The sequence below is a fragment of the Actinomadura rubrisoli genome, from assembly GCF_004349215.1.
In the GTDB taxonomy this organism is placed as follows: Bacteria; Actinomycetota; Actinomycetes; order Streptosporangiales; family Streptosporangiaceae; genus Spirillospora; species Spirillospora rubrisoli.
The window spans coordinates 1-26,915 of sequence record NZ_SMKU01000099.1; the positions used below are offsets into that span (position 1 = coordinate 1).

Consider the following 26,915-nt stretch of genomic DNA (forward strand, 5'->3'; position numbering starts at 1 on the left):
GCGCGGTGGTGATCGGGCGGGCCTGGAGGAGGTACGGCTCCCCGTCGCGCGAGGCCCATTCGATGTCCTGGTCGGCGCCGTAGTGGTCGCGGACCCGGACGGCCAGCTCCGCGAGCCCGGCGAGCTGCGCGTCGGTCAGGCAGGGGGCGTTGCGGGCCGCCGCGTCCACCTTGACGAGCCCGACGCTGCCGGGCTCCAGCGGCGCGCACTTGGTGACCTTGTACCGCACCTTCCGCTCGACCACCCGCGCCCCGTCCGGGTCGATGAGGAAGAAGTCGGAGGCGACCTTGCCCGCCACCAGGCCCTCGCCCAGGCCCCAGCACGCCTCGACCACGAACCGGTCGGCCCGGCCGCTGATGGGGTCGCGCGTGAACAGCACTCCCCCGGCGTCGGCGTGGACCATCCGCTGGACGACCACGGCGATCGACCCCGCGCCGGCCGCGCTGCGGTAGGCCGAGGCCCGCTCGGACCACAGCGACGCCCAGCACACCTTGACGGCGTCGAGCAGGGCCTCGTCGCCCGCGATGTCGAGCACCGTGTCGTGCTGGCCCGCGAAGGAGTGGGACGCGGAGTCCTCGCGGGACGCCGACGACCGCACCGCCACGCGCGGGCGGCCGAGGTCGCCGTAGGCGTCCAGGACGGCGCTCGCGATCTCCTCGGGGATCTCGCTCGCAAGGATCCGCTCCCTGAGCTTGGCGGGCTCGGCGCCCTCGATGTCCGCGGCGAGGCCGCCGTCCCGCAGGAACCGCTCGAACAGGCCGGTCGTCAGGCAGAACGCGGGCGGCACCGGCAGTCCGCTCCGGATCATCTCGTCCAGCCGGGCCGCCTTGCCGCCGAGGGCCTCCGCCGGCGGGGCGTCGGGCAGCCCGAGCACGACGACCTGCTCTCTCGCGGTCTCGGCCTGCGTCGGGGTCGTCATGAGTTGCGCTCCTCGGCGTTCGGGACGGGCGCCGGCGTCCGGTTGACGCCGACGAAGGCGCGGAACTGCTCCCCCGGGATCAGGCGACGCGCCCGGATGCCGGTGAACCCCGCGCACCTCAGCTGGTCGGCGAGCTCCTCGGGGCGTGGCAGGGGCCCGCCGAAGTCGGCGTAGCGGAACCACAGGTCGAGCACCTGCATGCCCGCGCTGCCGCCCGGGCACGGGGTCGTCAGCAGGATCCGGCCGCCGGGGGCCAGCAGGGACCGCGCGTGCTCCAGGACCTTCGTCCGCTCCCCGGTGGGGAAGTAGTAGATGTTGTTGTGCATCGTGACCAGGTCGAACTGCGGTTCGGTGTCGAGGTCGCGCAGGTCGGCCCGCCGCACCCGCACGCGGCCGGCGAGCCCCCACGCCGCCAGGTTGGCCTCGGCCTCGGCCGCGACGTCCTCCTGGAGGTCGATCGCCAGCGCGGTCAGCCGCGGGTTCAGCCCGGCGGCGTACCGGACGTGGATCCCGCTGCCGCAGCCGACCTCCAGCAGGCGGAGCGGGGCCCGCCGGTCGAGGACGTCCCTGATCGCCTCCTGCACGAACGGCTGCACCACGCGGGTGGAGCGGGCGATGACGGCGCCGTCCTGGTCGCCGAGCGTCAGCCGCCGCCCGCCCCGCAGCATGGACGGCGCGTTGAGCAGCACCGGCAGGTGGAAGCGCGCGACCTCCTCCAGCGCGGCGGCGACGGCGTCGTTGGCGGGGTCGGCGAGGGCGCGGGCGGTCCGGCTCCGCAGCCGGTAGCAGCCGTCGCCGAAGCCGAGGTCGCCGAGCCGCACCCCGACGTCGAGCCAGGCGCGCAGCAGGCGGCGGTCCTCGGTCACGCCGATCGCCGAGGCCAGCGTGTCCAGGTCGCAGGGCCGCACCGCCAGGCGCCGCAGCACGCCGCTCCTGGACGCGGCGGCGAGGAACGCGGCCCGGTACACGGGGGTGGCGAGCCTCCGGCTGAGGGACAGCAGGAGGGGCAGGTGCCGGGTTCCGGCGAGGTCGATCAGGGTCACCAGGTTCATGCCGAAGTCCTCCGGGATTCGTCGGCCGGGGCTCGCGCGCCGCGCTCGGGACGGTGCCGGTCCAGCTCGCCCCGCAGCTCGCGCAGCAGCCGGGACCGTCCGGGGCCGCTGAGGTAGAAGTGGCCGCCGGGCAGGTGCCGGCGCAGCGTGGATCCGTAGGTGTACTCGCGCCACTCGTCGACCTGGGGCGACGGGGCGATCGCGTCCCCGGCCGCGGAGAACGCCGTCACGGGGCAGCCCAGGGGCCGCCGCGGCGCCCACCGGTAGGTCTCGCACGCGGCGAGGTCCGCGCGCAGGACGGGCAGCCGGCGCTCGAACGCCGTCCCGCCCGCCCTCGCGCCGGCGCCGAGTCCGGAGAGCCCGCCGAGGTCCTGGACCATGCGCAGCAGCGCGTCGTCGGTCAGGTCCGCGCCGATGCGGCCGCCGTAGAAGTGCGGTGCCCTGCTCCCCGACACGAAGAGGTGCACGGGCTCGCCCGCCCCGCGGGAGCGCAGCTCGCAGGCGACCTCGTAGGCGAGCAGCGCCCCCATGCTGTGGCCGAAGAGGGCGTAGGCGTCCGCCAGGCCCTGCTCCATGAGGGCCGAGGCGATGTCGGCGGCCAGCGGCCGCATCTCGCTGTGCGGCCGCTCCCCGAGGCGGAAGCCCCGGCCCGGCAGGAGCACCGGCACGACCTGGACGTGGTCGCCGACGTGCGGCTGCCAGTCCCGGTAGAGCGACGGCGTCCCGCCCGCGTGCGGGAAGCAGATCAGCCTGAGCGAGGCGCCGGCGTCGGCGGACACGCCCGGGAACCAGGGCCCCGAAGGGTGGTGGACGGCGGAGGCCGGCGGGCGCGTGGGCACCGTGCCGGACATGCCGGCGGAGACGTCAGCGGCCAACGTGCTCACGGCCCTCCGGCGAGTTCAGCCATTCGATCGTCCGGCCCATGCCCTCCTCGAAGCTCACCTCGCTCTTGAAGCCGAACTCGTCGCGGGCCCGGTCGATGGGGTAGGACTGGTCGCGCTCCATCAGGTGCACGGCGTGCCGGGTGAGCGGGGGGCGCGACCGGACGCGCAGCGTGCCGTAGATCTTCTCCGCCGCGCCCGCCACGCCCGTGGCGAGCGGCCGGGGCAGGCTCACCGACGGCGGCCGGACGCCGAGCCCGGCGGCCAGCGCCTCGATGTACTCCCGCCAGGTCGTCATCTCCGGGTCGCGCAGGTTGTAGACCCCGCCCGCGGCGCCCTCCGCGCCGCAGGCCGCGATCATCGCGTCGACCGCGTTGGCGACGTAGAGGAGCCCGGCCGGGGCCATGCCCTTGCGGACGTACACCATCTGCCGCTGGAGCAGCAGGCTCGCGATCTCGACGACGAAGTCCTTGCTGCGCGGCCCGTAGACCGAGACGGGACGCACGATGGTGAGGGGCAGGCCGGCGCGCTCGGCGGCGCGCGCCACCGCCCGCTCGCCGAGCAGCTTGCTGCGGTTGTAGGGCAGCCCGATGTCCCTCGGCTCGGTCCCCTCGCCGCAGGGCCGGACCGGGTACCCGTACACGTCGGTGGTGCTGACGTGCAGGAACCGCTCCACGGTGCCCGCGTGGTGCGCCGCGTCCACCAGGTTCCGGCACCCGTGCACGTTGACCTGCTCGAACTCCTCCCAGGCGCCCCAGTCCGCCGACTTGCCGGCGCAGTTGTAGACGTGCCGCACCCCGGAGGTGGCGCGCAGCAGGGCGTCCAGGTCGGTGAGCGAGCCCACCGCGACCTCGACGGGGAGCCCGTCGAGGGCCGACCGGTCGCTTCCCTCCCGGACCAGCACCCGGACCTGGTGCCCGAGCTCGACCAGCCGGCGGGTCAGGTGGCCGCCGATGAAGCCGCCGGCACCGGCGACCAGCACATCGGCGAACCCGGGGGCCTTGGAGGCGCCCGAGCGGCTCGCGGCGGGACGGGTGGGGCTCGCGGCGGGACGGGTGCGGCCGTCGTCCGGGTCCGTGTCCATGGCGTCCACCAGCAGGTCGAGGGAACGGTCGAGATCGGCTTCACGGTGATCGGCGTTGACGAAGAAGCGCAGCCGGCACTTGTCCTTGGGGACGGCCGGGTAGCCGATCGGCATCACGTTCACGCCCCGGGCCAAGAGCGCGCTCGACACCTCCATGGCCCGCCCCCAGTCGCCCACGATGACGGGGATGACGGCGGTGCCCTGGGAGACGCCGATGTCGAGGCCGCGCGCCCGCGCCGCCGCCCGGAAGTGCTCCGAGAGCGCGCGCAGCCGGACGACCCGCTCGGGCTCGTCGCGGATGACCCGGAACGCCTCCAGCGCGGCGGCCGCGTTCGCGGGCGAGATGCCCGTGCTGAAGATGTAGAGCGGCGTCGTGTACTTCAGGTACTGGATGAGGGGGCGGCGCGCGGCGATGTAGCCGCCGAGGCTGCCGATCGCCTTGCTGAGCGTCCCCATCCACAGGTCGACCTCGTCCGGCCCGACGCCGAAGTGCTCGCCGATCCCGCGGCCCGTCCGGCCGAGGACGCCGAGCGAGTGCGCCTCGTCGATCATCAGCATCGCGTCGTGGCGCCGCTTGACCTCCACGAACCGCGGCAGGTCGGGAAGGTCGCCGTCCTGGCTGTAGGCGCCCTCGATGACCACCACGGCGCGGCGGTACTCGCCGCGCATGGCTCCGAGGACGCGGTCGAGCGCCCGCCAGTCGTTGTGCGGGAACGGCCTGCGGCGGGCGCCCGAGAGGATGGTGCCGCGCACGGTGCTGTCGTGGATCCACTCGTCGTGCAGGACGAGGTCCTCGGGGCCGAAGAGGTGCCCGACCGTCGCGACGTTGGTGGCGTGGCCCCCGGCGAACACGATCGCGTCCTCGGTGCCGAGGAACGCGGCGATCTCGGCCTCCAGCTCGCGGTGCAGCGGCGTCTCCCCGCACAGCAGGGGCGTCGCCGAGCTGGACGTCCCGTAGCGGTCGATCGCGTCCTTCGCGGCGGCGCGCAGCCGCGGGTGCGCCGACAGCGCCAGGTAGTTGAAGGCCGAGAAGTTGACGACCCGCCGGCCGTCCATGCTGATCAGGCCGGAGTTGAAGCCGTCGTGGAGGCGCTCGTAGGCGTTGGGGCCGCTGGACTCGATCAGCCTCAGCCGCTCCTGGAGCTCGGCGTACTCCTCCCAGTCCTCGAAGCGCCGCTCGATCGCCCGGTTCGGCTTGGCGGGCGCGACCGGTGCGGGCTGCGCCGTGAGCGGCGCAGGCGCGGACGGCTCGGGCGCGGACGGCGCAGGCGCGGGCGGCGCGGACGGCTCGGGCTGCGCGTCGAAGGTGGCCGCCACCGGTGCCATCCGCGGGACGGGCGCCGCGCCATTGCCCGGCCCGGACGAGGCGCCCAAGGCGTCGATCAGCTCGCGGACGGTGAAGTCCTCGGGCAGCGTGGTGCGCAGTTCCTCGACGCGGTCGGGATAGAGCGGGGCGAGGTGCCTTTCCAGCTCGCCCTTCATCAGGGAGTCGAAGCCGAGGTCGCCGCTCAGGCGGGCGTGGGCCGGGATCTGGTCCCGGGGGAACCCGCTGACGCGTGACACGGTCGAGAGGATGCGGGCGACCGCTTCGTCCGCTTCGTCCGTTCGTGGGTGTCCGTTGGTGGTCACGTCGATCTCCGTCCGCCGCTCGCGCGGCTCGTCCGGTTGGCGGGGCACCGGCGGGGGCGTGGCGGCCGGCGCGTGCCCGGCCGGTGCGCGCTCCCCGAACCAGTAGGAGCGCCGCTCGAAGACCGCGTGGGGCACCGCGATCGGCTCGGCCGGACGGCCGTCGTCGAGCGCGCCCCAGCGCACGTCGCCGCCCGCGCAGTCCAGGCGGCCGAGCGACCGCAGAAGCGTCTCCCAGTCGTCCCCGCCCCGGCGGAGGGACGGCAGCCACAGCACGTCCTCGCACGTCCCCTGGGCCGCGGCGCGGGCGAGCCCGATGAGCGTGGGATGCGGCCCGATCTCCACGAACGCGTCGCAGCCGAGGCCGCGCAGGGTCGCGAAGCCGTCCGCGAACCGCACGGTGCCGAGCAGGTGGCGGGCCCAGTAGCCGGGGTCGGGGCGGCCCATCGGCTCGCCGGTGGCGTCGGAGATCCAGGGGATCTCCGGCTCGCCGGCCTCGATCGTCCGCGCGACGGCGCGCAGCGGCTCGGCCGCCCCGGCCATCATCGGCGAGTGGAAGGCGTGCGACACCGCGAGCGGGCGCACGGTGATCCCGCCGTCCCGCAGGCGCGGGGCCAGCTCGTCGAGGGCGCCGGGCGGCCCGGACAGGACCAGATGGGCCGGCCCGTTGACGGCCGCGACGGCGACGGACGGCGTGGCGGCGGCCGCGCGGCGGATCGTCTCGGCGTCCCCGGAGCAGGCGATCATCGTGCCGGGGCCGGGCTGCTCGTCCATGAGCCGGCCGCGCGCCGCGGCGAGGGTCAGCGCCTGCTCCAGCGTCAGCGCGCCGGCCACGCAGGCCGCGCCGAAGGCCCCGGCGCTGTGGCCGAGGACGGCGGCCGGGCGCACCCCGGCCGAGGTCCAGAGCTCCGCGAGGGCGATCTCCAGGGCGACGAGGGCCGGCTGGCAGTAGCGCGTCCGACGCAACCTCCCGGTGTCATCGTCGTCCCGGAAGACGAGGTCACGCAGCGAGAGGCCGAGGAGGGGGCCGAGCACCTCGTCGCTCTCCTCGATGACGCGGGCGAACGCCGCGCTGCCCTCCAGCAGCCGCCGTCCCATGCCCGGGTACTGCGTGCCCTGGCCGCTGAACAGGAAGGCGACCTGCGGGACGCCCCGTCCGGCGCTCTCGCCGCGGATCACGTCCGTGGACGCCTCGTCCCCGGCCAGGGCGCTGAGCGCCTCGTCCAGCTGCTGCCTTGAGCGCGCGGTGATGACCGCGCGGTGCGCCAGCCGGGCCCGGCGGGTGTTGGCCGCGTGGCACAGGTCCGCGAGATCCTCGTCCGGGTGCGCGGCCAGGTGCGCCCGGTACCGGCGCGCGAGGGTCGCGAGCGCGGTCGGGGTGTGGCCCGAGAGGCAGAGGGCCTGCACCGGACGCGCGGTCCAGGGCGCGCCGGCCGTCTTCTCCCGGACGGTCTTCTCCCGGAGCGCCTGCTCCCGGGCCGTCTTCTCCTGGGCCGCCTGCTCCACGATGACGTGGGCGTTGGCTCCGCCGAACCCGAACGAGCTGACGCCGATCCGGGCCGTCCGTCCGGGTGGAAGCTCCCGCCGGTCGGTCGCGACCGTCAGGCCGGACCCCTCCCAGGCGAGATGGCGGTTGGGCGTGGAGAAGTGCAGCTGCGGCGGTATCTCGCCGTGGTGCACCGCGAGCACCGCCTTGATCAGGCCGGCGATCCCCGCGGCGGCTTCGAGGTGCCCGATGTTGGCCTTCACCGACCCGACCGGGCAGCGGCCGTCGCGCTCGCCGTTCCCGCCGTACACCGCGGCGAGCGTCTCCCATTCGACGGGGTCGCCCAGCTCGGTTCCGGTGCCGTGCGCCTCGACGTAGGCGATGCCGCCGCCGTCCGTCCCGGCCTCGGCCAGGGCCCGCTCGATGACCTGCCGTTGCGCCGAGCCCTTCGGCGCCGTCAGCCCGTTGGAGCGCCCGCCGTGCCCGACCGCGCTGCCGGAGATCGTCGCGTAGACGCGGTCGCCGTCGGCGACCGCCTGGGAGAGCGGCTTCAGCAGCACCAGCCCGGCCCCCTCGCCGCGCACGTATCCGCTCGCCGTGTCGTCGAAGGTCTTGCAGAGCCCGTCCGGCGACAGCATCCCGCCGCGCGCGAACGCCACGGACAGCGCCGGGTTGATCAGGAGGTTCACGCCCCCGGCGAGCGCGACGCCGCACTCCCCGTCCCGCAGGCTGCGGCAGGCCATGTGCACGGCGGCGAGGGACGACGAGCAGGCGGTGTCGACGGCCAGGCTCGGGCCGCGCAGATCGAAGTGGTAGGAGAGCCGGTTCGCGGCGATGGCGTGCGCGGTGCCGGTCGCGGTGAACACGTCGGCGGAGCCGCAGGGGCCGCCGCCCGCCTGGAGGTCGGCGTAGTCGTGGCTGCTGATGCCGACGAAGACACCGGCGCCGGTGCCCGCGAGGTCGTCCGGGACGATGCCCGCGTCCTCGAAGGTCTGCCACGCGACCTCCATGAGCAGCCGCTGCTGCGGATCCATGCGCTCGGCCTCGCGGGCGGAGATCCCGAAGAAGCGCGCGTCGAACCGGTCGATGTGCTCGATGAACCCGCCGCGGCCGGGCGCGTCGACGCCGGCGGCGTCCCAGCGGTCGGCGGGGACCTCGCCCACCGCGTCCCGCCCGTCCAGGAGCAGCCGCCAGTATCCCTGGGGGTCGGGGGCCCCGGGGAAGCGGCACCCCAGCCCGATGACCGCGATCGGCTCGGCGCCCAGCGCCGGAGAGGGGGACGAGAGCGGCGGGGGCGACGGCTCGGGTGCCGTCCCGTCGCCGCCGAGCCAGGCCGCGACGTCCCGGATCGTCGGGCGCTCGAAGACCGTGCCCGGCGTCAGCGGGCGTCCCAGCCAGGCTCCCAACTCGCCGACGATGGCGACCGCCGTCTTGGAGTCGAGGCCGAGCGCCGCGAAGGGGGCGGTGGCGTCGATGCTCCTGGCGGGCAGGCCGAGCCGGTCGGCGACGCCGGCCGTCAGCCACGCCTCGATCTCTGCGGCGCGCCGCCCCGGTGCAGGGGCCTGTGCGGAGGCCGGTGCAGGAACCGGTGCGGGGGTCGGTGCGTCGTTCGGCTGTCCGGCGCCGAACATCTCTTTGAGGTGGCCGACGGTGGGATCGGCGAGCAGCTCGCCGAGAGGCGCGCTCACGCCCAGCTCGCGCTCCAGGCGGCGGACGACCCGGACGAGCCGGACGTAGCCGAGCCCGGCGTCCGCCAGATCGCGTCCGTTGAACTCCGTGACGCCGGCCGCGCCGGCCAGGGCGTCCACGATCCTGCGCTCGACGGTGCCCGGGTCCGGGCGAGGTTCTGGGCGAGGTTCTGGGCGAGGGGCCGGGCGGTGGGGGCGGCCCTCCGGCTCGGCGGACGCGTCGTCGCGCAGCACGCTGGCCGCGAGGACCGGGAGGCCGAGCGACAGGAACGCCCGCTTGCAGCCCTGGCGCTGGATCTTGCCGCTGGTCGTCTTCGGGACGGCCGACCGCTTGACCAGCACGATCGCGTGCGGCGACACCTCGTGCGCCTGCGCGATGGCCGTGCGGAGCCGCGCCAGCAGGCCGCCGCCGTCGCCGACGCGGTGCGCGTCGACCTCGTAGACGACCACCAGCTCCTCGGCGCCGTCGATCTCGACGCCGAAAGCGGCGCCGCCGCCCGGACGGATCGCCTCGTCGGTCTCCTCGACGGTGCGCTCGACGTCCTGCGGGTAGTGGTTGCGGCCCTGGACGATCACCAGGTCCTTGAGGCGGCTCACGAGGTGCAGTTCGCCGCCGTGCTCGAAGCCCAGGTCGCCGGTGCGCAGGAACGCGGTGCCGTCGCCGTCCTCGATGCTGGCCTGGAAGGTGTCGCGGGTCGCCTCGGGATCGCGCCAGTACCCGCGCGCGACGCCCGGTCCGCTGACCCAGACCTCGCCGATCCGGCCGGGCGGGAGACGGCGGCGCGACTGCGGATCGACGATGGCGACGCCCACGCGGTCGGCGGCGGGGCCGCAGCCGACGACCCGCGTCGTCCGCCGCCCGGGGCCGGTCTCTTCGGGGTGCTCGGCGCGCTCGGCGTGCTCAACGGGTTCGGCGGGTTCGGCGGGGACGGCTTGACCGGCTTCCAGCGCTTCGGTGCCGAACGTCCCGATCAGCGGCGGACGATCGGCGTCGGTGCCGCTGACCAGGAGCGTCGCCTCGGCCAGGCCGTAGCACGGCAGCAGGGCACTCCGGTCGAAGCCGCACGGGGAGAAGGCGTCGGCGAAGCGGTCGAGCGTGTCGGCCCGCACCGGCTCGGCGCCGTTGAGCGCGAGCCGCCAGCCGCTCAGGTCCAGTTCCGCGCGCTGCTCGGGGGTGACCCTGCGCAGGCAGTAGTCGAAACCGAAGTTGGGAGCGGGAGATGTGGTCGCGCGCGTCCGGGAGATCGTGTCCAGCCAGAGGAACGGGCGCTGCACGAACGTCCTCGGCGCCATGAGATGCGCCGGGATGCCCGCGTACAGGGGCATCAGGATCCCGCCGATGAGGCCCATGTCGTGGTAGGGCGGGAGCCAGGACACCACGGCCGAGTCCCGGTCGTGCCGGGTCATCACGTGGATGGCGCGCAGGTTCGCCACCAGGTTCTCGTTGCTGACCATGACCCCCTTGGGGGTGGCGGTGGACCCGGAGGTGTACTGGAGGAACGCCAGCGCTCCGGGAGCGGCGCCCGGGTCGCGGTAGGTCTCGGCGTCGGCGGGTCCGCAGTCGGTCGTCGGAAGCCAGCGCATGTTCTGCCCGTCCAGGCCGCCGGGGGCGTCCGGCGCGGCCTCCACGAGGCGCTTCTGCTCCTCGTCCACCAGCGCCCAGCCCGCGCGCGCGTCGCGGGCGATGGCGGCGAGCCGCGCCATGGTCTGGTCGGACCTGCCCGCGTCCGGCGGGTAGGCGGGCACGGCGATGGCCCCGGCGTACAGGCAGCCGAGGAAGCCCGCCACGTACTCAAGGCCCGGCGGCAGCAGGAGCAGGACGGGCCTGCTCCGCTGCCCCTCCCGCTGGAGCCGCCCGGCGATGGACCTGGCGCGCAGGTCCAGGTCGCGGTACGTCCACGACTCGGCCCCGCCGTCGAGTCCGGTCAGGAACCGGTAGGCGAGCCGGTCGGGCGTCCGCCGGGCGTGGTGCCGCAGGATCTCCGCGACCGTCGCGGGCTCGGGACCGTCCCAAGGGAAGTCGATCGGTTTCAGGCTCATCATCGTGTCCCGCTCACTGTGAGGCTTGTGCGGATGCGGCCATGGGCGTCGCCGGACCCTCCCGGAGGCGGCGAAGGTCGACCTTGCCGTTGGAGTTGCGCGGCAGTGCGTCCATGCGCGTCGCGAGCTGCGGGATCATGTACTTCGGCAGGTGCCGCGCGCAGTGCCGCTTGATGCCGAGGAGGCCCGGCGCGTCCGCGCCGGCGCGGACCGTGTAGTACAGGGCGAGCCGGGCGTCCGCGCCCTCGCCCGCCACCAGCACCGCGGCCTCGGCGACGGCCGGGTGGCGCAGGACGGCGGCCTCGATCTCGCCCAATTCGATCCGGTATCCGGAGAGCTTGACCATGCGGTCCTTGCGGCCCCGGTAGACGAGCAGGCCGTCGGTGAGGCTGACCAGGTCGCCGGTCGGGTGCCGGTGGCGGCGGTGCTGCTCGGCGAGCGGCTCCGACTCCCGTCCCCAGTAGCCGGGTGTGACGCAGTCGCCCTCGACCACCAGCTCTCCGAACGGGTCGGGGCCGTCGAGGGGTCGTCCTTCGTCGTCGACGACCAGCAGCCGGGCGTCGCCCACGGGCAGGCCGATGGGCAGGGGCTCGTCCCGCGCCAGGTCGTCCGGCCCCACCCGGTGGTAGGTGCAGACGTTGGTCTCCGTCGGGCCGTACAGGTTGTAGAGGACGGTCGCGCCGCCGAGCTGCGCACTCAGCTCGCGCAGCCGGGGCTTGGGGTAGACCTCTCCGGCGAAGAGCACGTACCGCAGGTCCCGGACGGTCTCGGGGGTCAGCGCCCCCGAGGCGGTCAGCAGGGTCAGGATCGACGGCACCGAGTACCAGACGGTCACCCCGTGCTCGCGGATGCCCTCGGCCAGGGCGCCGACGTCGCGCGCGTGCCCGTCCTCGACGATCCACACGGCCGCGCCGACCGACAGGCCCACGAACAGGTCGAAGGTGCTGAGGTCGAAGTTGAACGAGGCGTGGTTGGCGAAGACGTCCGCCGCGCCCACGTCCAGCTCCCGGCAGGCCCAGCCGACGAAGGCCATGAGGTTGCGGTGCGAGATCTTCACGCCCTTCGGCGTCCCGGTCGAGCCGGAGGTGTACAGGATCGCGGCGAGGTCGGACGGCCCGATCTCCGGCTCCGGGGGCGCGGCGTCCTCGGGCGGGCCCGTCTCCAGCAGGTCGGACCAGGCGAGGACCGGCGCCGGCGTCCCGGGGGCCGGCGGCCCGTCCGCGACCACGATGGCCCGAAGGGGCGCGGACGTCTCCGCGCCGGACAGCAGGGCGAGGTGACGTCGGTCGGTGAAGAGCAGGATCGGCCGCGCGTCGGCGAGGATGGCCTGGACGCGGCCGGCGGGCTGGCCGCCGTCGATCGGGACGTAGGCGCAGCCCGCGTGCAGGGAGGCCAGGATGGCCTCGGCGTAGCGCGGTCCCTTGTCCATCCAGATGGCGATCCGGTCGCCGGGGACGGCCCCGCGCTCCAGCAGGCGCGCGGCCATCCGTCCCACGGTCCCCGCGAGCTCGCCGTAGCTGACCGCCTGATCTCCCAGAAGGGCGGGACGCGCCGCGTGCTCGGCCGACTCGATCTCCGGCAGCCGCACCAGCCGCTCGTCGCGGATCCCGAGGCGCCGCGCGCTCACCGGTCCGTCCCCCGGGTCAGGCGGCCCTCGTCCCGGACGGCCGCGGCGTCGGTCGCGGGCAGCACGCCGGTCTCGCGGCCGGCGTCGACGAAGATCTGGGCGGCGAGCGCGAGGTCCTCGGCCGTGTGCTCGGAGGTCACGCTGACCCGCAGCCGGGCGTCGCCGAGCGGGACGCCTGGGAAGACCACCGTCTGGCAGAACAGGCCGCGGGCGCGCACGGCGCGCCCCATCTCCATCGCCCGGCGCTCGTCCCCGATGACGATCGGCAGGATCGCGCTCTCGCTGTTCTCCAGGTCGAACCCGGCCCCGGCGAGGTGCCCGCGCAGGAGCCGGATGTTGTCCCACAGCGCCGTCAGCCGTCCGGGCTCCTCCTCCAGGACGTCGATCGCCGCGATCAGGCCGGCCGCCACGCCCGCCGGGATCGTCGCCGCGAACACATAGGAGTTGGAGTAGAAGCGGAGGTACTCGATGACCTCCTCGTCGCCGACGACGAACCCGCCCATCCCGGCCAGCGCCTTGCTCATGGTGCCGAGCTCCAGGTCGACCTCGTCCTTGAGGCCGAAGTGCTCGGCCGTGCCGGAGCCGCGCCCGCCGAGCACGCCCGTCGCGTGGGCGTCGTCGACGAGGATCCGCGCCCCGTGCCGCCGTGCCAGCCGGACGATCCCGGGCAGGTCGCAGAGGTCGCCGTGCATGCTGAACACGCCGTCGGTGACGATCAGCTTGCCGCGCACCTGGTCCGCGCACCGCTCCAGGACGCGCTCCAGGTCCGCCATGTCGTTGTGGCGGTAGATCTTGCGGACGCCGCCGGACAGCTTGCAGCCGTCCACGATGCTCATGTGGTTGAGCTTGTCCACGACCAGGGCGTCCTGGCTCTTCACCAGGGCCGACACGCAGCCGAGGTTGGCGGCGTAGCCTCCCGGGTAGACGATGCAGGCGGAGCGCCCCTTGAAGGCGGCCAGGCGCCGTTCGAGCTCCTTGTGCAGATGGTTGGTGCCGCCGATGATGCGGCAGCCGGTGTTGGTCGCGCCGTAGGAGCGCGTCGCCTCGCAGACCGCCTCGATGACCCGGGGGTGGTTCGCCAGCCCCAGGTAGTTGTTCGAGGCGAACATGAGGAACTCGCGCACGCGGCCCGTCAGCTCGTCCTGGATCAGCGCCCGGTTCGTGCAGCGCGACCGCAGCGGCATCCCGTACCAGTAGAGGTGCTCCGCCTCCCGGCCGCGCAGGTAGGCGGCGAAGTCGCGGGTCTTGGCGAACAGGTCGCGGTCGCGGTCGTCCATGAAGTCGCGCATGGAGCGGCCGTCCCAGGACGCGCTGCGCGCCGGCTGGATCGGGTCGACCTCGCCCACGGCCAGCTCGTGCGCCGGGGACGTCTCGGCCTCCCGGTCACCCGGGCCCCCGTCGTCCTGGGCCCCGCCGTCCCGGGTCCCGCCGTCCGCCGGGGCCCCGTGCACCGCCAGCCCGGAGACGAGGTCCCGCAGGCTGGACGCCGAGATCTCGGACGCGAGGCCGCCCGGAAGCCCGAGCTCGCTCGCGACGTCGTCGACGATCGCGACCAGCACCACCGAGTCGATGCCCAGCTCCCCCTCCAGCTCGGCGTCGAGGTCGAGCTGGTCGCGCCGGTAGTGGGTGTGGCGCATCGTCGTCGCCAGGACGGCCTCCAGGAGCCGTCCGGGCGGCCGCGCCGCCCGCTCGGGCGCGGGGGGCGCCGGCGCCGTGCGCGCGACCGCGTCGATGAGGTCCTGCGGGGTCGCCGCCTCGCCGGGCAGCCGGACGTGCGGGCCGAACCGGTCCCGCACCTCCGTCATGATCGATTCGAGCATGACGGAGTCGATGCCGAGCTCGCCCTCGAAATGGCTCTCCGGCCGCAGGTAGGACACGTCGTACAGGGTGTTCGACGCGATGATCTCCAGTACCTGCTCGTCGATCCGAGCCGCGGCCGGAGAGGTCTCCGCCAGGTCGGTCATCGGACGCCCTTCTCTTCCTTCTCCAGGCGATCGACCATCGCGACGATCGCGTTGACGGACTCGAAATTGGTCGGCGTGATCTCCCTGAGGGGAACGGTCACGCCGAACTCCCCCTGGAGCGAATGGACCAGGTCGAAGATCGCGGCCGAGTCGATGATGTTCAGCTCGATGATCGGGGTGTCGGCGCGCAGGCCGTCCGCGTCACCGCCCATCCAGGCGTCCGCGATGTAGCCGATGAGGAAGCGCTCCGCCGTCACGACGGCGACGCCGCGGTGATCTGCCGCTCGATCAGCTCGGCCGCGCGGCGGACGGTGTCCGACGGCGACACCAGGTCCTCGCTGATCCGCACGCCGGGGCCGGCGAGCTCGGACTGCGCCACCAGGAGCAGCTCCACCAGGAAGAGCGAGTCGAGCTCCAGGTCCTCGAACACCACATCGGGCCCGACCGCCTCGCTGTCGACCTCGAATCGGGTCACCAGCAGATCGACCAGGCGCTCGTACACGTCACTCACGGCATCCCCCTATGGCCGCCCAAGGCGGCTTGAGAACCAGCGAACGCACCGACTCTCGGCCATCGCGCTGACGGCACCGCTGACGAGCCACTGATGGCCCGGATTCCCCGCCATTCCCCGAAAGGCACCGCACATTAGTTGCACAGTCAACTACTAACGAGTCACCTTGGGCGCTCCAGGCCACCGGCGGGCGGCCGCGACACGGAGTAGTAGGCATTCAGGAAGCGGATATTTCGCCCCTCCATAACCGGAGGCACCCTGACATGCGGGGCAAAGCATGCAATCCTTGCCGCATGTAGGCCCAGGCAAGTGATCATCCTCCGAACCCGAGGAGTGCGACGCCCGCCACATCTGCGAAGCTTCAACAGTCGGACCGAGAACACGGCCATGGCTCGGCGGAGCGCCTGTCGGTCGAGCATCCGGGGGATCATGAGATCAGCACTGACCGTCACACTCGGCGAACCGATCCACCTCAAGGGTGTTCGCCCGTGAGACAGCGCGTCCTGCTCTGCTGCGAGAAACCGATCATCGCCGCCGGTTTCTCCGCCCTGCTCAGGCAGGAGCCGGATATCGAGATCATCGGAGAGGCGACCGGCGAACGGGTCCTCGGGGCCACCGAGCGCCTGAGCCCCGACGCCATACTCGTCGTCGCCCCCGCTCTGACGATAATCAAGCACCAGCGGGAACTCGCCACACTGGCCAAACTCGCCAAGGTCATTCTCATCGCCAAGACCGAGAATGTGCACCGCTCCATCGAGGTGCTCCGCATAGGCGTGAGCGCCGTCCTTTCATTGGACACCTCGTCAGCACAACTCATTCACGCCCTGCGCCTGGTGTCGACCGGTGACCTCCTCATCCTCCCAGAAGACGCACGCGACGCTTTCCGCCCCTTCCCCACATCGCCCCAATCAGCCGATTCGGCCTCCGCGGGAGCGAACCTCCTGACGTCCCGGGAGAAGCAAGTCGTCCTCCTGCTCGCCCGTGGATCCTCCAATGCCGAGATAGCGAAGGAACTCTCGGTGTCGATGACGACGATCCGCTCCCACGTGCACAATGTGCTCAGAAAACTCGACGTGGGCACCCGCGCACAGGCGGTGGCGATCGCCTATGAAAGCGGTTTGATCACAGAGATCGAAACAGAGGACAACGCCCGCCGCCCCTAAGTCGCACGACGAGTATCGTTGGGGTGCAGGCGGATCCCGGTCCGCGTTCCGCCTGGGAGGTGGGGCGTGTGGGCTCGCTGCACCGGACGGTGCTGGGCGTCGATGTCGAGGGGTTCTGCGCCCCCGGCCGGACGGTGCCCGACCAGATCTCGGTGCGCGAGGCCCTGTACCGCGCCATGCGCGAAGCATTCGGCAGGTCCGGCATCCCCTGGGACGCGTGCCGGCACGAGGACCGGGGTGACGGCGCCCTCGTTCTGGTACCACCGGACGTCCCGAAGGAGCGGCTGAGCGGGGAGCTGCCGCGGGAACTGGCCATGGCACTGGACGAGCACAACAGCGCGTCCGGGCCGAACGCGCGGATCAAGCTGCGGATGGCGCTGCACGCGGGCGAGGTGCACAGCGACCCGCACGGCGTGGTCGGGACGTGCGTGAACCTGTGCTTCCGGCTGCTCGACTCCGCCCCGTGCAAGGAGGCCCTCGCGCGGTCGGACGGACCGCTCGCCGTGGTGGTGTCGGAGTGGTTCTTCGAAGAGGTGGTCAGGCACCATCCGGGCAGCGACCCCGGGGACTACAAGCGGTTCCGGGTCCGCGTGAAGGAGGCCAGGGCCACCGGGTTCGTCCGCCTAGTGGACGGTTCCGGGCACGGGCGCGAGGTGCGCGCGGATCCTGGCCGGCCGGAGATCTGGAGGGTGCCGCGGCGCAACCGGTTCTTCACCGGCCGCCGAGAGATCCTGGAACGGGTGGGCCAGGCACTGCTGGCGCCCGGCGACCCGTCCGCGGCCTGCGTGCTCCATGGGATGGGCGGGGTCGGCAAGAGCCAGCTCGCCCGGGAGACCGCGCACCTTCTCGCGCCCCGCTTCGACGGGGTCTGGTGGGTGGACGCCGGTGACCCGTTCTCCCTCGTCCGGGATCTGAACGAGCTCGCCGACCGGCTGGGGGTGGCGCGGGGCGGCGCCGGACGCAGGGCGGGCGTGCTCTACCACGAGCTGGCGCGGCGGGGCGAGCGCTGGCTGATCGTCTACGACAACGCCGAGGACCAGGCCGACCTGGAGCCGTGGTGGCCCGCCGTGGACATCGGGAGCGTGCTCGTCACCTCGCGGACGTCGTCGTGGCGGCTGGCCGACACGGTCCACGTACCACCCTTCACGCGGGACGAGTCGCTGGCGTTCCTCGCCAAGGCCACCGGCGGCGCCCCGGAGGAGGCGGCCCCGGTCGCCGCCGTCCTGGGCGACCTGCCGCTGGCCCTCGCGCAGGCCGCGGCGTACGTCACCCGCAACCGGACGGGCTGGCGGCGCTACTCGGAGCTGCTCGACCGCTCCCCGGCGCAGATGATGCACCTGAACCAGCCCGACGACTACTACGGGACCGCCGCCACGACGTGGTCGATGTCGATGGCCCGGGTCACCGCCGACCGGCCGGACAGCGCGCGTCTCCTGCGACTGCTCACGTTCTTCGATCCCGACCACATCCCCCGCGACGTCATGACGCCGGGTCTCCGGACGGCCCCGGCGTGGCTGCGGGCGCTGGCCGACGAACCCGTCCGCTACGACGAGGCGGTGGGAACGCTCTCCGAGTACGCTCTGTTTATTGCAGTGCCCTTGGCGTCGGGCGCTGAACGCCCTCCTTCGGCGGGCGCTGCGGCGATCGCTGCATCGCTCCGACTCGCCCAGGGGCTCGCTGCGCGATCAGTTTCTTGCTTCGCTCGAACCTGGCTTCGCACGTGATCGCAACGCCGAGGTAGTTGCCGCCTGAGGCAACTACCCTCCCGCCTATTCGCAGTGCCCCCGACGTCAGGCACCGGAGCGCCCTCCTTCGGCGGGCGCTGTACCTATTGCAGCGCCCTTGGCGTCGGGCGTTGAACGCCCTCCTTCGGCGGGCACTGCGGCGATCGCTGCATCGCTCCGACTCGCCTAGCGGCTCGCTGCGCGATCAGGTTCTCGCACGCTCGAACCCGGCTTCGCACGCGATCGCAACGCTGAGGTTGTTGCCGCCTGAGGCAGCCACCCTCCCGCCTGTTTGCAGTGCCTCGGCGTCAGGCGCCAGGGCGCCCTCCTTCCGCGGGCGCTGAGGCTGTTGGTACGCACGTTCAGTGCTCTGGTGGCCTGGGTCAGGTGGGGGGTAGGTGGATGCCGACGATGCAGGTGTCGTCGTCGGTGTCGGCGTTGCTGTGGGTGAGCAGGTGGTCTAGGCGCGCTTCTAGGTTGGTGACGGGTTGCTGGGCGACGGACATTAGGCGATCCAGTGCGTCCCGCATGGAGCCGTCTCGGCGCTCGACCAGGCCGTCGGTGTACATCAGCAGGGTGTCGTCGGGCTCCAGTGTGACGTGGGACTCGTCGTAGTCGCTGTCGTCCAGGGCGCCGAGCATCATGCCGCGGACCATCGGCAGCGTGGTCGCCCGGCCGTCGCGGACGAGGACGGGAGGGAGGTGGCCGGCGCGGGCCCAGCGCAGGGTCCGGGTCGCCGGGTCGTACAGGCCGCACAGGGCGGTGGCGGTGACGTTGTCGGTGAGGTGGTGGGCGACGAGGTTGAGCCAGCTGAGCAGCTGGCCCGGTCCGGCGCCGGTGGCGGCCAGGCCGCGCAGGGCGTTGCGCAGGACGACCATGCCGGTGGCCGCGTCGATCCCGTGCCCGGCGACGTCCCCGACGCACAGCAGGACGTGCCCGGCGGGCAGGACGGCCGCGTCGTACCAGTCGCCGCCGACCAGGTGGTCGTGCTCGGCGGGACGGTAGCGGACGGCCACGCGCAGCCCGGGGGTGTGCACCGGGCCGCGGGTGGGCGGCATGATGGCGCGCTGCAACTGCAGGGCGAGCCGGTTGCGCTCGGCGGCCTCCTGCTCGCTGTGGGCGAGCTGGTCGCGGACGGCGGCGAGCGCGACCTCCGTCCAGTGCTGGGCGGAGATGTCCTGGTAGGCGCCGCGCACCAGCAGGAGGTGGCCCCCGGCGTCCAGGACGGGCTCGGCGACGATCCGCAGATGCCGGACGATCCCGTCGGGGCGCCGCAGGCGGAACGCCGCCGAGGCCGGCCGGCGGTGGTGCAGCAGGGCGCGCAGGAACCGGCCGAGGGCGGCGTCGTCGTCGGGGTGGGCGTGGGCCGGCAGGTCCCGCAGCGAGAGCGGTTCGGATCCGGCCGGGATCCCGTAGAGGGTGAAAAGCTGGGCGTTCCAGGTGATCTCGCCGTTGACGAGGTTCTCCTCGAAGCCGCCGATGCGCCCGAGCCGCTGGGCGTGCTGCAGGAGCCCGGCCAGGCGGGTCGCCTCGTCCTCCAGCCGGCAGATCAGCAGGACGCAGTCGCCGTGGCGGCTGATGCTGATGTCGGCGGTGGTGGTCAGCGGGACGTGGCCGACCAGCGACGTGAGCGGCATCTTGCGGGCGCGGAACGGCTCGCCGGTGGCGTGGACGCGCTCGACCTTCTCGAACAGCCCGTCCTCGCCGGCGGCCAGCGGGTACGCCTCCAGCATCAGTGCCCCGGCGACCGCGCCGCGCGGGCGCCCGGCCACGTCCACGAAGCGGTCGTTGACGTGGTGGATGCGGAAGTCGGTGACCCGGCCGCCGCTGTGGCCGTGCGGCAGCAGGACGAACGCCGGGTCGTGCAGGCCGTCGGCCAGGTCGACCAGCTCGGCCAGTTCCCGGGTGGCGCGCGCGGGCGCCGGCGCTGCCTCCGGGGTGTCCTCCAGAGTGCGGGCGCACAGCTCGGCCAGGGCCTCGACCTGCCGCTCCATCTGCGGGGTGCGCGGCTGCGGGGCGCCGGGCCAGCAGATCTCCAGGACGCCGATGACGCGGCCGCCGGTGCCGGCCGGGACGGTGACCCGCCCGCCGCCGGGCAGCGCGTGGTGGCCGATGGACGGCGGCCCCTCGCGGGCGAGGGAGGCGAACCACACGGGCTGCCGCTCGACGAGCGCCGTCCGGGCCGGGGTCGCGACGCCGGGCGGGACGTAGTGCCAGCGCGCGGGCTCGTCGGCGCCGAATCCCGCCGAGCCCGCCAGGCTCAGCGACGCGTCGGGGCCGGCCGCCCAGATCGCGACCGCGACGGCGCCGAGCGGCCGCAGCGCGTGGTTCAGCAGGGACTCGGCGGCGGCCTGGGCGTCGGCCGCCGCCAGCGCGCCGCTCTCGGCGGTCCGCAGCCGGGCCGCGACCGCGGCGGGCCCGGTCTCCGCCGCTTCCGGGGGTGTGTCCGGGGACGCGGCGGGACGGTCGGCGACCTCGCGCAGGAAGTCCCGGGTGGCCTCGGTGACGCGGTCCCGGGCCGCCTGGTTGATGATCTCGGCCGCCAGCTCCAGCGGGGCCTGGCCCGCCTCCTCGGCGAGCAGGTGCAGCTGCCGCGCGGCCTCGGCCGGGCCGCAGTGCAGCCGCTCCACCAGCACGCCCTTGGCCAGCTCGATCACTCCGCGCCCGTCGGCGTCCGCCTGCGCCCGCCGCACCCGCCGCTGGAGCCGCTCGACCGTGGCGGCCAGGCGGTCGATGCCGTGCGCCGGGCCCGGCTCCGGCGGCGGGGTCCGCTGGGCGGGGTCGCCGGGCCGGCCCGGTGGGATGGGCACGCGCGCTCCTCCGGTCACTCGCGGGACGGCGAGGGACGCGCGCCGTCGTCCAGGCAGCGGTGGATGCAGGCGATGAGGTCGTCGGCGTCCAGCGGCTTGGTGATGTAGTCGTTGGCGCCCGAGGCCAGGCTCTTCTCCTGGTCGCCGGGCATGGCCTTGGCCGTCACCATGATGATGGGCAGCCCGGCGTGCTCGGGCATGGCGCGGATCGCGGCGGTCGCGGTGTAGCCGTCCATCTCCGGCATCATCACGTCCATCAGGACCACCTCGATGTCGGGGTGCGCGGCGAGGGCCTCGATGCCCTTGCGGCCGTTGTCGGCGTGCACCACGCGCATGCCGTGCACCTCCAGGATGCCGGTGAGCGCGAAGACGTTGCGGACGTCGTCGTCGACGATGAGCGCGAGCCGTCCGGCCAGCGAGGCGTCGATCTCGGGCGGGACCGGGTCCCCCGCGTCCCCCTGCCGGACAAGCGGCAGCACGTCGCCGGGCAGTTCGGCCGCCAGGTGCAGGGCGATCCGCTCGCGCAGCTCGTCCAGGCTGCGCAGCAGCTCCAGCGGCTGGGTGTCGGCGCGGGCCTGGAGCCGCCGCTCCTCCTCGGGCCGCAGGCGCCGGTTGTTGTGCGCGAGGACGGGGAAGCCGCGCAGCGCCGGGTCGCCGTCCATGGCGTCCAGGAACCGCAGCGCCGCGCCGTCCGGCATGTCGAGCTGGAGGACCACGCAGTGGCAGGGCTCGGCGGCCAGCGCGGCGGCCGCCTCGTCGGCCCCCACGGCCGTGACGATCTGGACGAGGCCGCCGGTGTCGCCCATGTGGCGGCTGTCGGCGACGGCGCTCTCGGCGACCAGGGACAGCAGCCCGCCCTGCCGCTCCTCGATCACCAGCAGCCGGCGCGGCTGCGCGCTGGACGCGGAAGGTGCGGGCTCCGCTGAACCCGTGCCCGCCGGTGCCACGGCGGACGGGGCGTCCCCCGGTACGGAGCGGAAGTCGGGGCGGGCCACGGGCAGGTAGAAGGTGAAGGTGGTGCCCTGCCCGGGGGTGCTGTCGGCGACGATGGCGCCGCCGAGCAGGTAGGCGATCTCCCGGCTGATCGACAGGCCGAGCCCGGTGCCGCCGTACTTGCGGCTGGTCGTGCCGTCGGCCTGCTGGAACGCGCCGAAGATCGATTCGAGCTGGTGCTCGGCGATGCCGATGCCGGTGTCGATCACCCGGAAGGCGACGGCGCGGCCGTGGGTGCGCGCCGGGGGCGGCAGCTCCGCGGGGTCGGCGTTCTCGATCCGCAGCTCGACGCCGCCGCTGTCGGTGAACTTCACCGCGTTCGACAGCAGGTTCCGCAGCACCTGCCGCAGCCGGGAGCCGTCGGTGAGCACCTCGTCGGGCACGCCGGGGCCGGTGCCGATCCGGAACTCCAGGCTCTTCTGCGTGGTCAGCGGGCGGAACGTCGCGTCGACGTACTCCACCAGGTGGCGCAGCGGGACCGGCTCGGGCGCGAGGTCCATCTTGCCCGCCTCGACCTTGGACAGGTCGAGGATGTCGTTGATGAGCTGGAGCAGGTCCGACCCGGCGGAGTGGATGATGCCGGCGTACTCGACCTGCTTGGGGGTCAGGTTGCGGGCCGGGTTCTGCGCCAGCAGCTGCGCCAGGATCAGCAGCGAGTTCAGCGGCGTCCGCAGCTCGTGGCTCATGTTGGCGAGGAACTCGCTCTTGTACTTGGACGCCAGCGCGAGCTGCTGGGCCCGCGCCTCCAGCTCCTGGCGGGCCTGCTCGATCTCCAGGTTCTTCGTCTCGATGTCGCGGTTCTGGCTGACGAGCAGCGCCGCCTTCTCCTCCAGTTCGGCGTTGGAGCTCTGCAGCTCCTCCTGCCGGATCTGCAGCTCCTCCGAGCGGGCTCGCAGCTCCCCCGCGAGCCGCTGCGACTCGGCGAGCAGCTCGTCGGTGCGGGCGTTGGCGACGATCGTGTTGACGTTGACGCCGATGTTCTCCCGGAGCTGCTCCAGGAAGTCGCGCTGCACCGGGCCGAACGGCCGCAGCGACGCCAGCTCGATCACCCCGAGCACCTGGTCCTCGGCCACGATGGGCAGGACGATCAGGCTGGCGGGGGCGCCCGAGCCCAGCCCGGACGAGATGGCCAGGTAGCCCGGCGGGACGTCCTGGACCGCGATGGTCTGGCGGCTGCGCGCGGCCTGCCCGACCAGCGAGCGGCCGGTGCGGAACCGGGTGGGACGGGACGGGACGGCCGGGTCGCCGTCCTCGGGGTAGCCGTAGGAGCCGATGAGCCGCAGCTCGGTCCCGCCGTTGTCCTCGGCCAGGTAGAACGCGCCGTACTGGGCCGACACCAGCGGCGTCAGCTCGTCCATGATCAGTTCGGCGACCACCGCCAGGTCGCGGTGCCCCTGCATGAGGCCGGAGACGCGCGCGAGGTTGGTCTTCAGCCAGTCCTGCTCCTGGTTGGCGCGGGTGGTCTCGCGCAGAACCTTGACCATCAGGTTGATGTTGTCCTTGAGCTCGGCCACCTCCCCGGACGCGTCCACGGTGATGGAGCGGGTCAGGTCGCCGGACGTCACGGCGCTGGTCACCCCGGCGATCGCCCGGACCTGGCGGGTCAGGTTGCCGGCCAGCTCGTTGACGTTCTCGGTGAGCCGCTTCCAGGTGCCCGAGACGCCCTCGACCTCGGCCTGGCCGCCCAGCCGCCCCTCGCTGCCGACCTCGCGGGCCACGCGGGTGACCTCGGCGGCGAACGCCGAGAGCTGGTCGACCATCGTGTTGATGGTGGTCTTGAGCTCCAGGATCTCGCCGCGCGCGTCCACGTCGATCTTCTTGGTCAGGTCGCCCTGCGCGACGGCGGTGGTGACCTGCGCGATGTTGCGGACCTGGTTGGTGAGGTTGCCGGCCATCGAGTTGACGTTGTCGGTGAGGTCCTTCCACGTCCCGGCGACGTTGGGGACCTGCGCCTGGCCGCCGAGCTGGCCCTCGGTGCCGACCTCGCGCGCCACCCGCGTCACCTCGCCGGCGAACGCCGACAGCGTGTCGACCATCGTGTTGATGGTCTGGGCGAGCGCGGCGACCTCGCCCTTGGCCTCCACCGTGATCTTCTGGGACAGGTCGCCGCGCGCCACGGCGGTCGCGACCTGCGCGATGGAGCGCACCTGGCCGGTCAGGTTGGACGCCATCACGTTGACGTTGTCGGTCAGGTCCTTCCAGGTGCCGCTGACGCCGCGGACGGTGGCCTGTCCGCCGAGGTTGCCTTCCGTGCCGACCTCGCGGGCGACCCGGGTCACCTCGTCGGCGAACGCCGACAGCTGGTCGACCATCGTGTTGATGGTGTCCTTGAGCTCCAGGATCTCCCCGCGCGCGTCCACCCGGATCTTCTGCGACAGGTCGCCGAGCGCCACCGCCGTCGTGACCTCGGCGATCGACCGGACCTGCGCGGTGAGGTTGTCGGCCATCACGTTCACCGACTCCGTCAGCGCCTTCCAGGTGCCCGAGACGCCCTTGACGTCGGCCTGGCCGCCGAGCCGCCCCTCGGTGCCGACCTCGCGCGCCACCCGCGTGACCTCGTCGGCGAACGCCGACAGCTGGTCGACCATCGTGTTGATGGTGTCCTTGAGCTCCAGGATCTCCCCACGCGCGTCCACCCGGATCTTCTGCGACAGGTCGCCCTTGGCCACGGCGGTCGCGACCTGGGCGATGGAGCGGACCTGGCCGGTGAGGTTGCCCGCCATGAAGTTCACCGAGTCGGTCAGGTCGCGCCACGTCCCCGAGACGCCCTTCACATCCGCCTGACCACCCAGCCGCCCCTCGGTGCCGACCTCCCGCGCCACCCGCGTCACCTCGGCCGCGAACGCCGACAACTGGTCCACCATCGTGTTGACGGTGTTCTTCAGCTCAAGAATCTCCCCGCGCGCGTCCACATCGATCTTCTGCGACAGATCGCCCCGCGCGACGGCGGTGGTCACCTGCGCGATGTTGCGGACCTGGCCGGTGAGGTTCCCGGCCATGAAGTTCACCGAGTCGGTCAGGTCGCGCCACGTCCCCGAGACGCCCTTCACATCCGCCTGACCACCCAGCCGCCCTTCGCTGCCGACCTCCCGCGCCACCCGCGTCACCTCGGCCGCGAACGCCGACAGCTGGTCCACCATCGTGTTGACGGTGTTCTTCAGCTCAAGAATCTCCCCGCGCGCGTCCACATCGATCTTCTGCGACAGATCGCCCTTGGCGACCGCGGTGGCGACCTGCGCGATGTCGCGGACCTGCGTCGTCAGGTTGCCCGCCATGGCGTTGACGGAATCGGTCAGGTCCTCCCAGGTCCCCGACACCCCGGGCACCTTCGCCTGCCCGCCGAGCCGCCCTTCGGTGCCGACCTCGCGCGCCACCCGCGTCACCTCGGAGGTGAACAGCGAGAGCTGGTCGACCATGCCGTTGAACACCACGGCGATCTCGCCGAGAAGCCCGTCGGCGCCGTCGGGGAGCCGGGTGCCGAAGTCGCCGTCCCGGACGGCCGTCAGCCCGGCCAGGAGCTGCCGCAGCTCGGCCTCCCCGACCTCTCCCCCGCTCCGCGCCCGGCCGCGCGCCCGGGACTCCTCCGCACTGGAAGCGTCACCCATGTCCCGTCCCTGATCGATGCTTGCTCCATGGCAAATAACGGCGTGGTGAGGCTACCCCAGCCCGCGGAGCACCCGGCCCGGCTTTCTCTTTTCGAGCAGTACACATCCGGCCGCCGACTCGCGCAATGAGCCGGGACGGGGGACGGGTGTACCGGACCCGGCCGCCGCCCGCGCCGGGAGCGCGTGTGACATATACGGGCAAAAGGACGCTACTGGAGGTAGGACCACGATGCGAAGATCGAAAGCGGTTTTCATTCCCCAGGGAGGAAAGCGGCCGTGACCGGCCCGGACGCCGGGAGCCCCCTACGGACCGGGGTTCCCGTGGCCGACACTGTCCCCGTTTGATCGTAGGCTGAAGGCCATGTCCGATGGCCGTCCCCCCTGCGCGTGCGTGATCTGCCACGACTACGGCGACCGCGAGCGCCTGGACAACTTCCAGCTCCGGACGATCGTGCACATCACCCAGTACGGGTGGAGCGTCGTCCTCGCGCACCCGGACGCCGACGGGCCGGGCTGGGCGTACACCATCGGGCTGTGGCACAGCCACCGCTCCCCCGAACTGGCCATGTTCGGCGGCGACGTCTACGAGATGGAGGAGACGCTCAACGCGCTCGGCCGGCAGGCCGCCGACGGCGACGGCCCGGCCGACGGCGAGCGGCGCGACGACGTCGTCCGGGGCCAGCAGGCCGCGTTCCGCGCCGTCGACCTGCGCTGGTACGACGCGTTCCTCGGCGGCGCCGCCGCGTTCTACCGCCGGCCGCCCCTGCCGTTCCTCCAGGTCGTCTGGCCCAACCCGGACGGCCTGTTCCCCTGGCAGCCCGGCACCGACCTGCCCTTCCGGCACTCCCAGCCGTGGCTGTGGCTGGCCCCGACCCAGCACACCAAGAACGCCTGGACGCAGCGCGCGTGAGCCCGCGAACGTGGCCCCGGCGGTCCTGCCGGGGCCGGTGACCAGGGCATAGGATCGGCGGGTGTACGGGCCGATCGCCGAGACCATCAAGACGCAGCGCCTCGTCCTGGAGCCGCTGGCCGTCCACCACGCCGACGAGATGGCCGCCGTGCTGGACGACCCGCGCCTGCACCGGTTCATCGGCGGCGAGCCGCTCACCAGGGACGAGCTGCGCGCCCGCTACGAGCACCTGGTCGCGGGCCCGGCGCCGTTCCACCAGGAGTACTGGCTCAACTGGATCGTCCGCCGCGCCCGCGACGGGCAGGCCGTCGGCTACGTCCAGGCCACCGTCACCCCGGCGCCCCCCGCCTACGCGGTCACGCCCGCGGCCGAGGGCTCCACCGTCACGCCGTCCCCGCGGACGCTGGCCTCGGTCGCCTGGGTCGTCGGCATGCCCTACCAGGGCTTCGGCTTCGCCACCGAGGCCGCCCGCGCCCTGCTGGCCTGGCTGCGCGAGCACGGCGTCGCCGAGATCGTCGCGTCCGTCCACCCGGACAACCGCTCCTCCGCCGCCGTCACCGCCAAGGCCGGCCTGCGCCCCACCCCCGAACGCGCCGACGACGAGATCATCTGGCGCCTCCCCCGCGGGGGGCTTAACAAATGAATGCACTCGCAATGCACTTGCTCCTTGAGGAGCGCAAGGCTATCGTCGTCCATGTCGCGGAGATGGCGTCGCGGCGGTAGACGGGCCGCAGACGCTGTCCAGAAAAGCTGTGCCCCGGGCGGCATGCGATGCAGAGGCGGGCCCGGGGCTTCCACGCACGAGTGTAACACCCCACCCGTTCGCCCCCAC

At 73.3% G+C, this 26,915-nt stretch carries 14 protein-coding genes; 4 read left to right on the forward strand and 10 right to left on the reverse strand.

Annotated features, from left to right (window positions below):
- The 8 genes from E1298_RS19650 to E1298_RS19685 form a co-directional block, all read right to left on the reverse strand.
- Positions 1 to 919 (reverse strand): PEP/pyruvate-binding domain-containing protein (locus E1298_RS19650; RefSeq protein ID WP_207944735.1); only part of this gene is annotated, 919 nt, incomplete at its 3' end.
- Positions 916 to 1,971, reverse strand: a complete 1,056-nt coding sequence (locus tag E1298_RS19655) for an SAM-dependent methyltransferase (protein ID WP_131895302.1) — start codon at positions 1,969 to 1,971, stop codon at positions 916 to 918. The genes E1298_RS19650 and E1298_RS19655, both read right to left, overlap by 4 nt.
- The gene (locus tag E1298_RS19660; protein ID WP_207944736.1) at positions 1,968 to 2,855 is read right to left on the reverse strand and encodes a thioesterase II family protein; all 888 of its coding nucleotides are present in this window, start codon (positions 2,853 to 2,855) and stop codon (positions 1,968 to 1,970) included. Before E1298_RS19660 ends, E1298_RS19655 begins: the two co-directional genes overlap by 4 nt.
- The gene (locus E1298_RS19665) at positions 2,836 to 10,779 is read right to left on the reverse strand and encodes a type I polyketide synthase (protein WP_207944737.1); all 7,944 of its coding nucleotides are present in this window, start codon (positions 10,777 to 10,779) and stop codon (positions 2,836 to 2,838) included. Before E1298_RS19665 ends, E1298_RS19660 begins: the two co-directional genes overlap by 20 nt.
- 10 nt (positions 10,780 to 10,789) lie before the next feature.
- Positions 10,790 to 12,403 carry an amino acid adenylation domain-containing protein gene (locus E1298_RS19670; protein WP_207944738.1) on the reverse strand — a complete coding sequence of 538 codons (1,614 nt, stop codon included), beginning with the start codon at positions 12,401 to 12,403 and terminating at the stop codon, positions 10,790 to 10,792.
- Positions 12,400 to 14,367, reverse strand: coding sequence for an aminotransferase class I/II-fold pyridoxal phosphate-dependent enzyme (locus E1298_RS19675; RefSeq protein ID WP_131895304.1), 1,968 nt, complete (start codon positions 14,365 to 14,367; stop codon positions 12,400 to 12,402). Before E1298_RS19675 ends, E1298_RS19670 begins: the two co-directional genes overlap by 4 nt.
- Positions 14,364 to 14,624, reverse strand: a complete 261-nt coding sequence (locus tag E1298_RS19680) for an acyl carrier protein (protein ID WP_207944739.1) — start codon at positions 14,622 to 14,624, stop codon at positions 14,364 to 14,366. The genes E1298_RS19675 and E1298_RS19680 overlap by 4 nt, the downstream gene beginning before the upstream one ends.
- On the reverse strand, positions 14,621 to 14,878 hold the full coding sequence (locus E1298_RS19685; RefSeq protein ID WP_131895306.1) for an acyl carrier protein: 258 nt from the start codon (positions 14,876 to 14,878) through the stop codon (positions 14,621 to 14,623). The genes E1298_RS19680 and E1298_RS19685 overlap by 4 nt, the downstream gene beginning before the upstream one ends.
- Before the next feature lie 488 nt (positions 14,879 to 15,366).
- Here E1298_RS19685 and E1298_RS19690 point away from each other — a divergent pair, with 488 nt between their 5' ends.
- On the forward strand, positions 15,367 to 16,041 hold the full coding sequence (locus E1298_RS19690; protein ID WP_131895308.1) for a response regulator transcription factor: 675 nt from the start codon (positions 15,367 to 15,369) through the stop codon (positions 16,039 to 16,041).
- Positions 16,042 to 16,109: 68 nt separating this feature from the next.
- A complete protein-coding gene (locus E1298_RS19695; protein ID WP_131895310.1) occupies positions 16,110 to 17,765 on the forward strand; it encodes an NB-ARC domain-containing protein in 1,656 nt (551 codons plus the stop codon).
- 383 nt (positions 17,766 to 18,148) lie between these two features.
- Here E1298_RS19695 and E1298_RS19700 read toward each other — a convergent pair whose 3' ends face one another.
- Together E1298_RS19700 and E1298_RS19705 are read right to left on the reverse strand one after the other, a co-directional pair.
- Positions 18,149 to 20,575 carry a SpoIIE family protein phosphatase gene (locus E1298_RS19700; RefSeq protein ID WP_243725673.1) on the reverse strand — a complete coding sequence of 809 codons (2,427 nt, stop codon included), beginning with the start codon at positions 20,573 to 20,575 and terminating at the stop codon, positions 18,149 to 18,151.
- 14 nt (positions 20,576 to 20,589) lie between these two features.
- The gene (locus E1298_RS19705; RefSeq protein ID WP_131895312.1) at positions 20,590 to 25,173 is read right to left on the reverse strand and encodes a HAMP domain-containing protein; all 4,584 of its coding nucleotides are present in this window, start codon (positions 25,171 to 25,173) and stop codon (positions 20,590 to 20,592) included.
- A 361-nt stretch (positions 25,174 to 25,534) separates the two neighbouring features.
- Here E1298_RS19705 and E1298_RS19710 point away from each other — a divergent pair, with 361 nt between their 5' ends.
- Positions 25,535 to 26,083, forward strand: a complete 549-nt coding sequence (locus E1298_RS19710; protein ID WP_131895314.1) for a DUF4262 domain-containing protein — start codon at positions 25,535 to 25,537, stop codon at positions 26,081 to 26,083.
- 61 nt (positions 26,084 to 26,144) lie between these two features.
- Entirely contained in the window at positions 26,145 to 26,726 is a 582-nt protein-coding gene (locus E1298_RS19715; RefSeq protein ID WP_131895316.1) for a GNAT family N-acetyltransferase, read from the forward strand.
- Positions 26,727 to 26,915: the final 189 nt, after the last annotated feature.

Coding starts and splice junctions, on each gene's coding strand:
- E1298_RS19665 (WP_207944737.1), bottom strand. CDS start 10,779: ATGATGAGCCTGAAACCGATCGACTTCCCTTGGGACGGTCCCGAGCCC.
- E1298_RS19675 (WP_131895304.1), bottom strand. CDS start 14,367: ATGACCGACCTGGCGGAGACCTCTCCGGCCGCGGCTCGGATCGACGAG.
- E1298_RS19705 (WP_131895312.1), bottom strand. CDS start 25,173: ATGGGTGACGCTTCCAGTGCGGAGGAGTCCCGGGCGCGCGGCCGGGCG.
- E1298_RS19655 (WP_131895302.1), bottom strand. CDS start 1,971: ATGAACCTGGTGACCCTGATCGACCTCGCCGGAACCCGGCACCTGCCC.
- E1298_RS19710 (WP_131895314.1), top strand. CDS start 25,535: ATGTCCGATGGCCGTCCCCCCTGCGCGTGCGTGATCTGCCACGACTAC.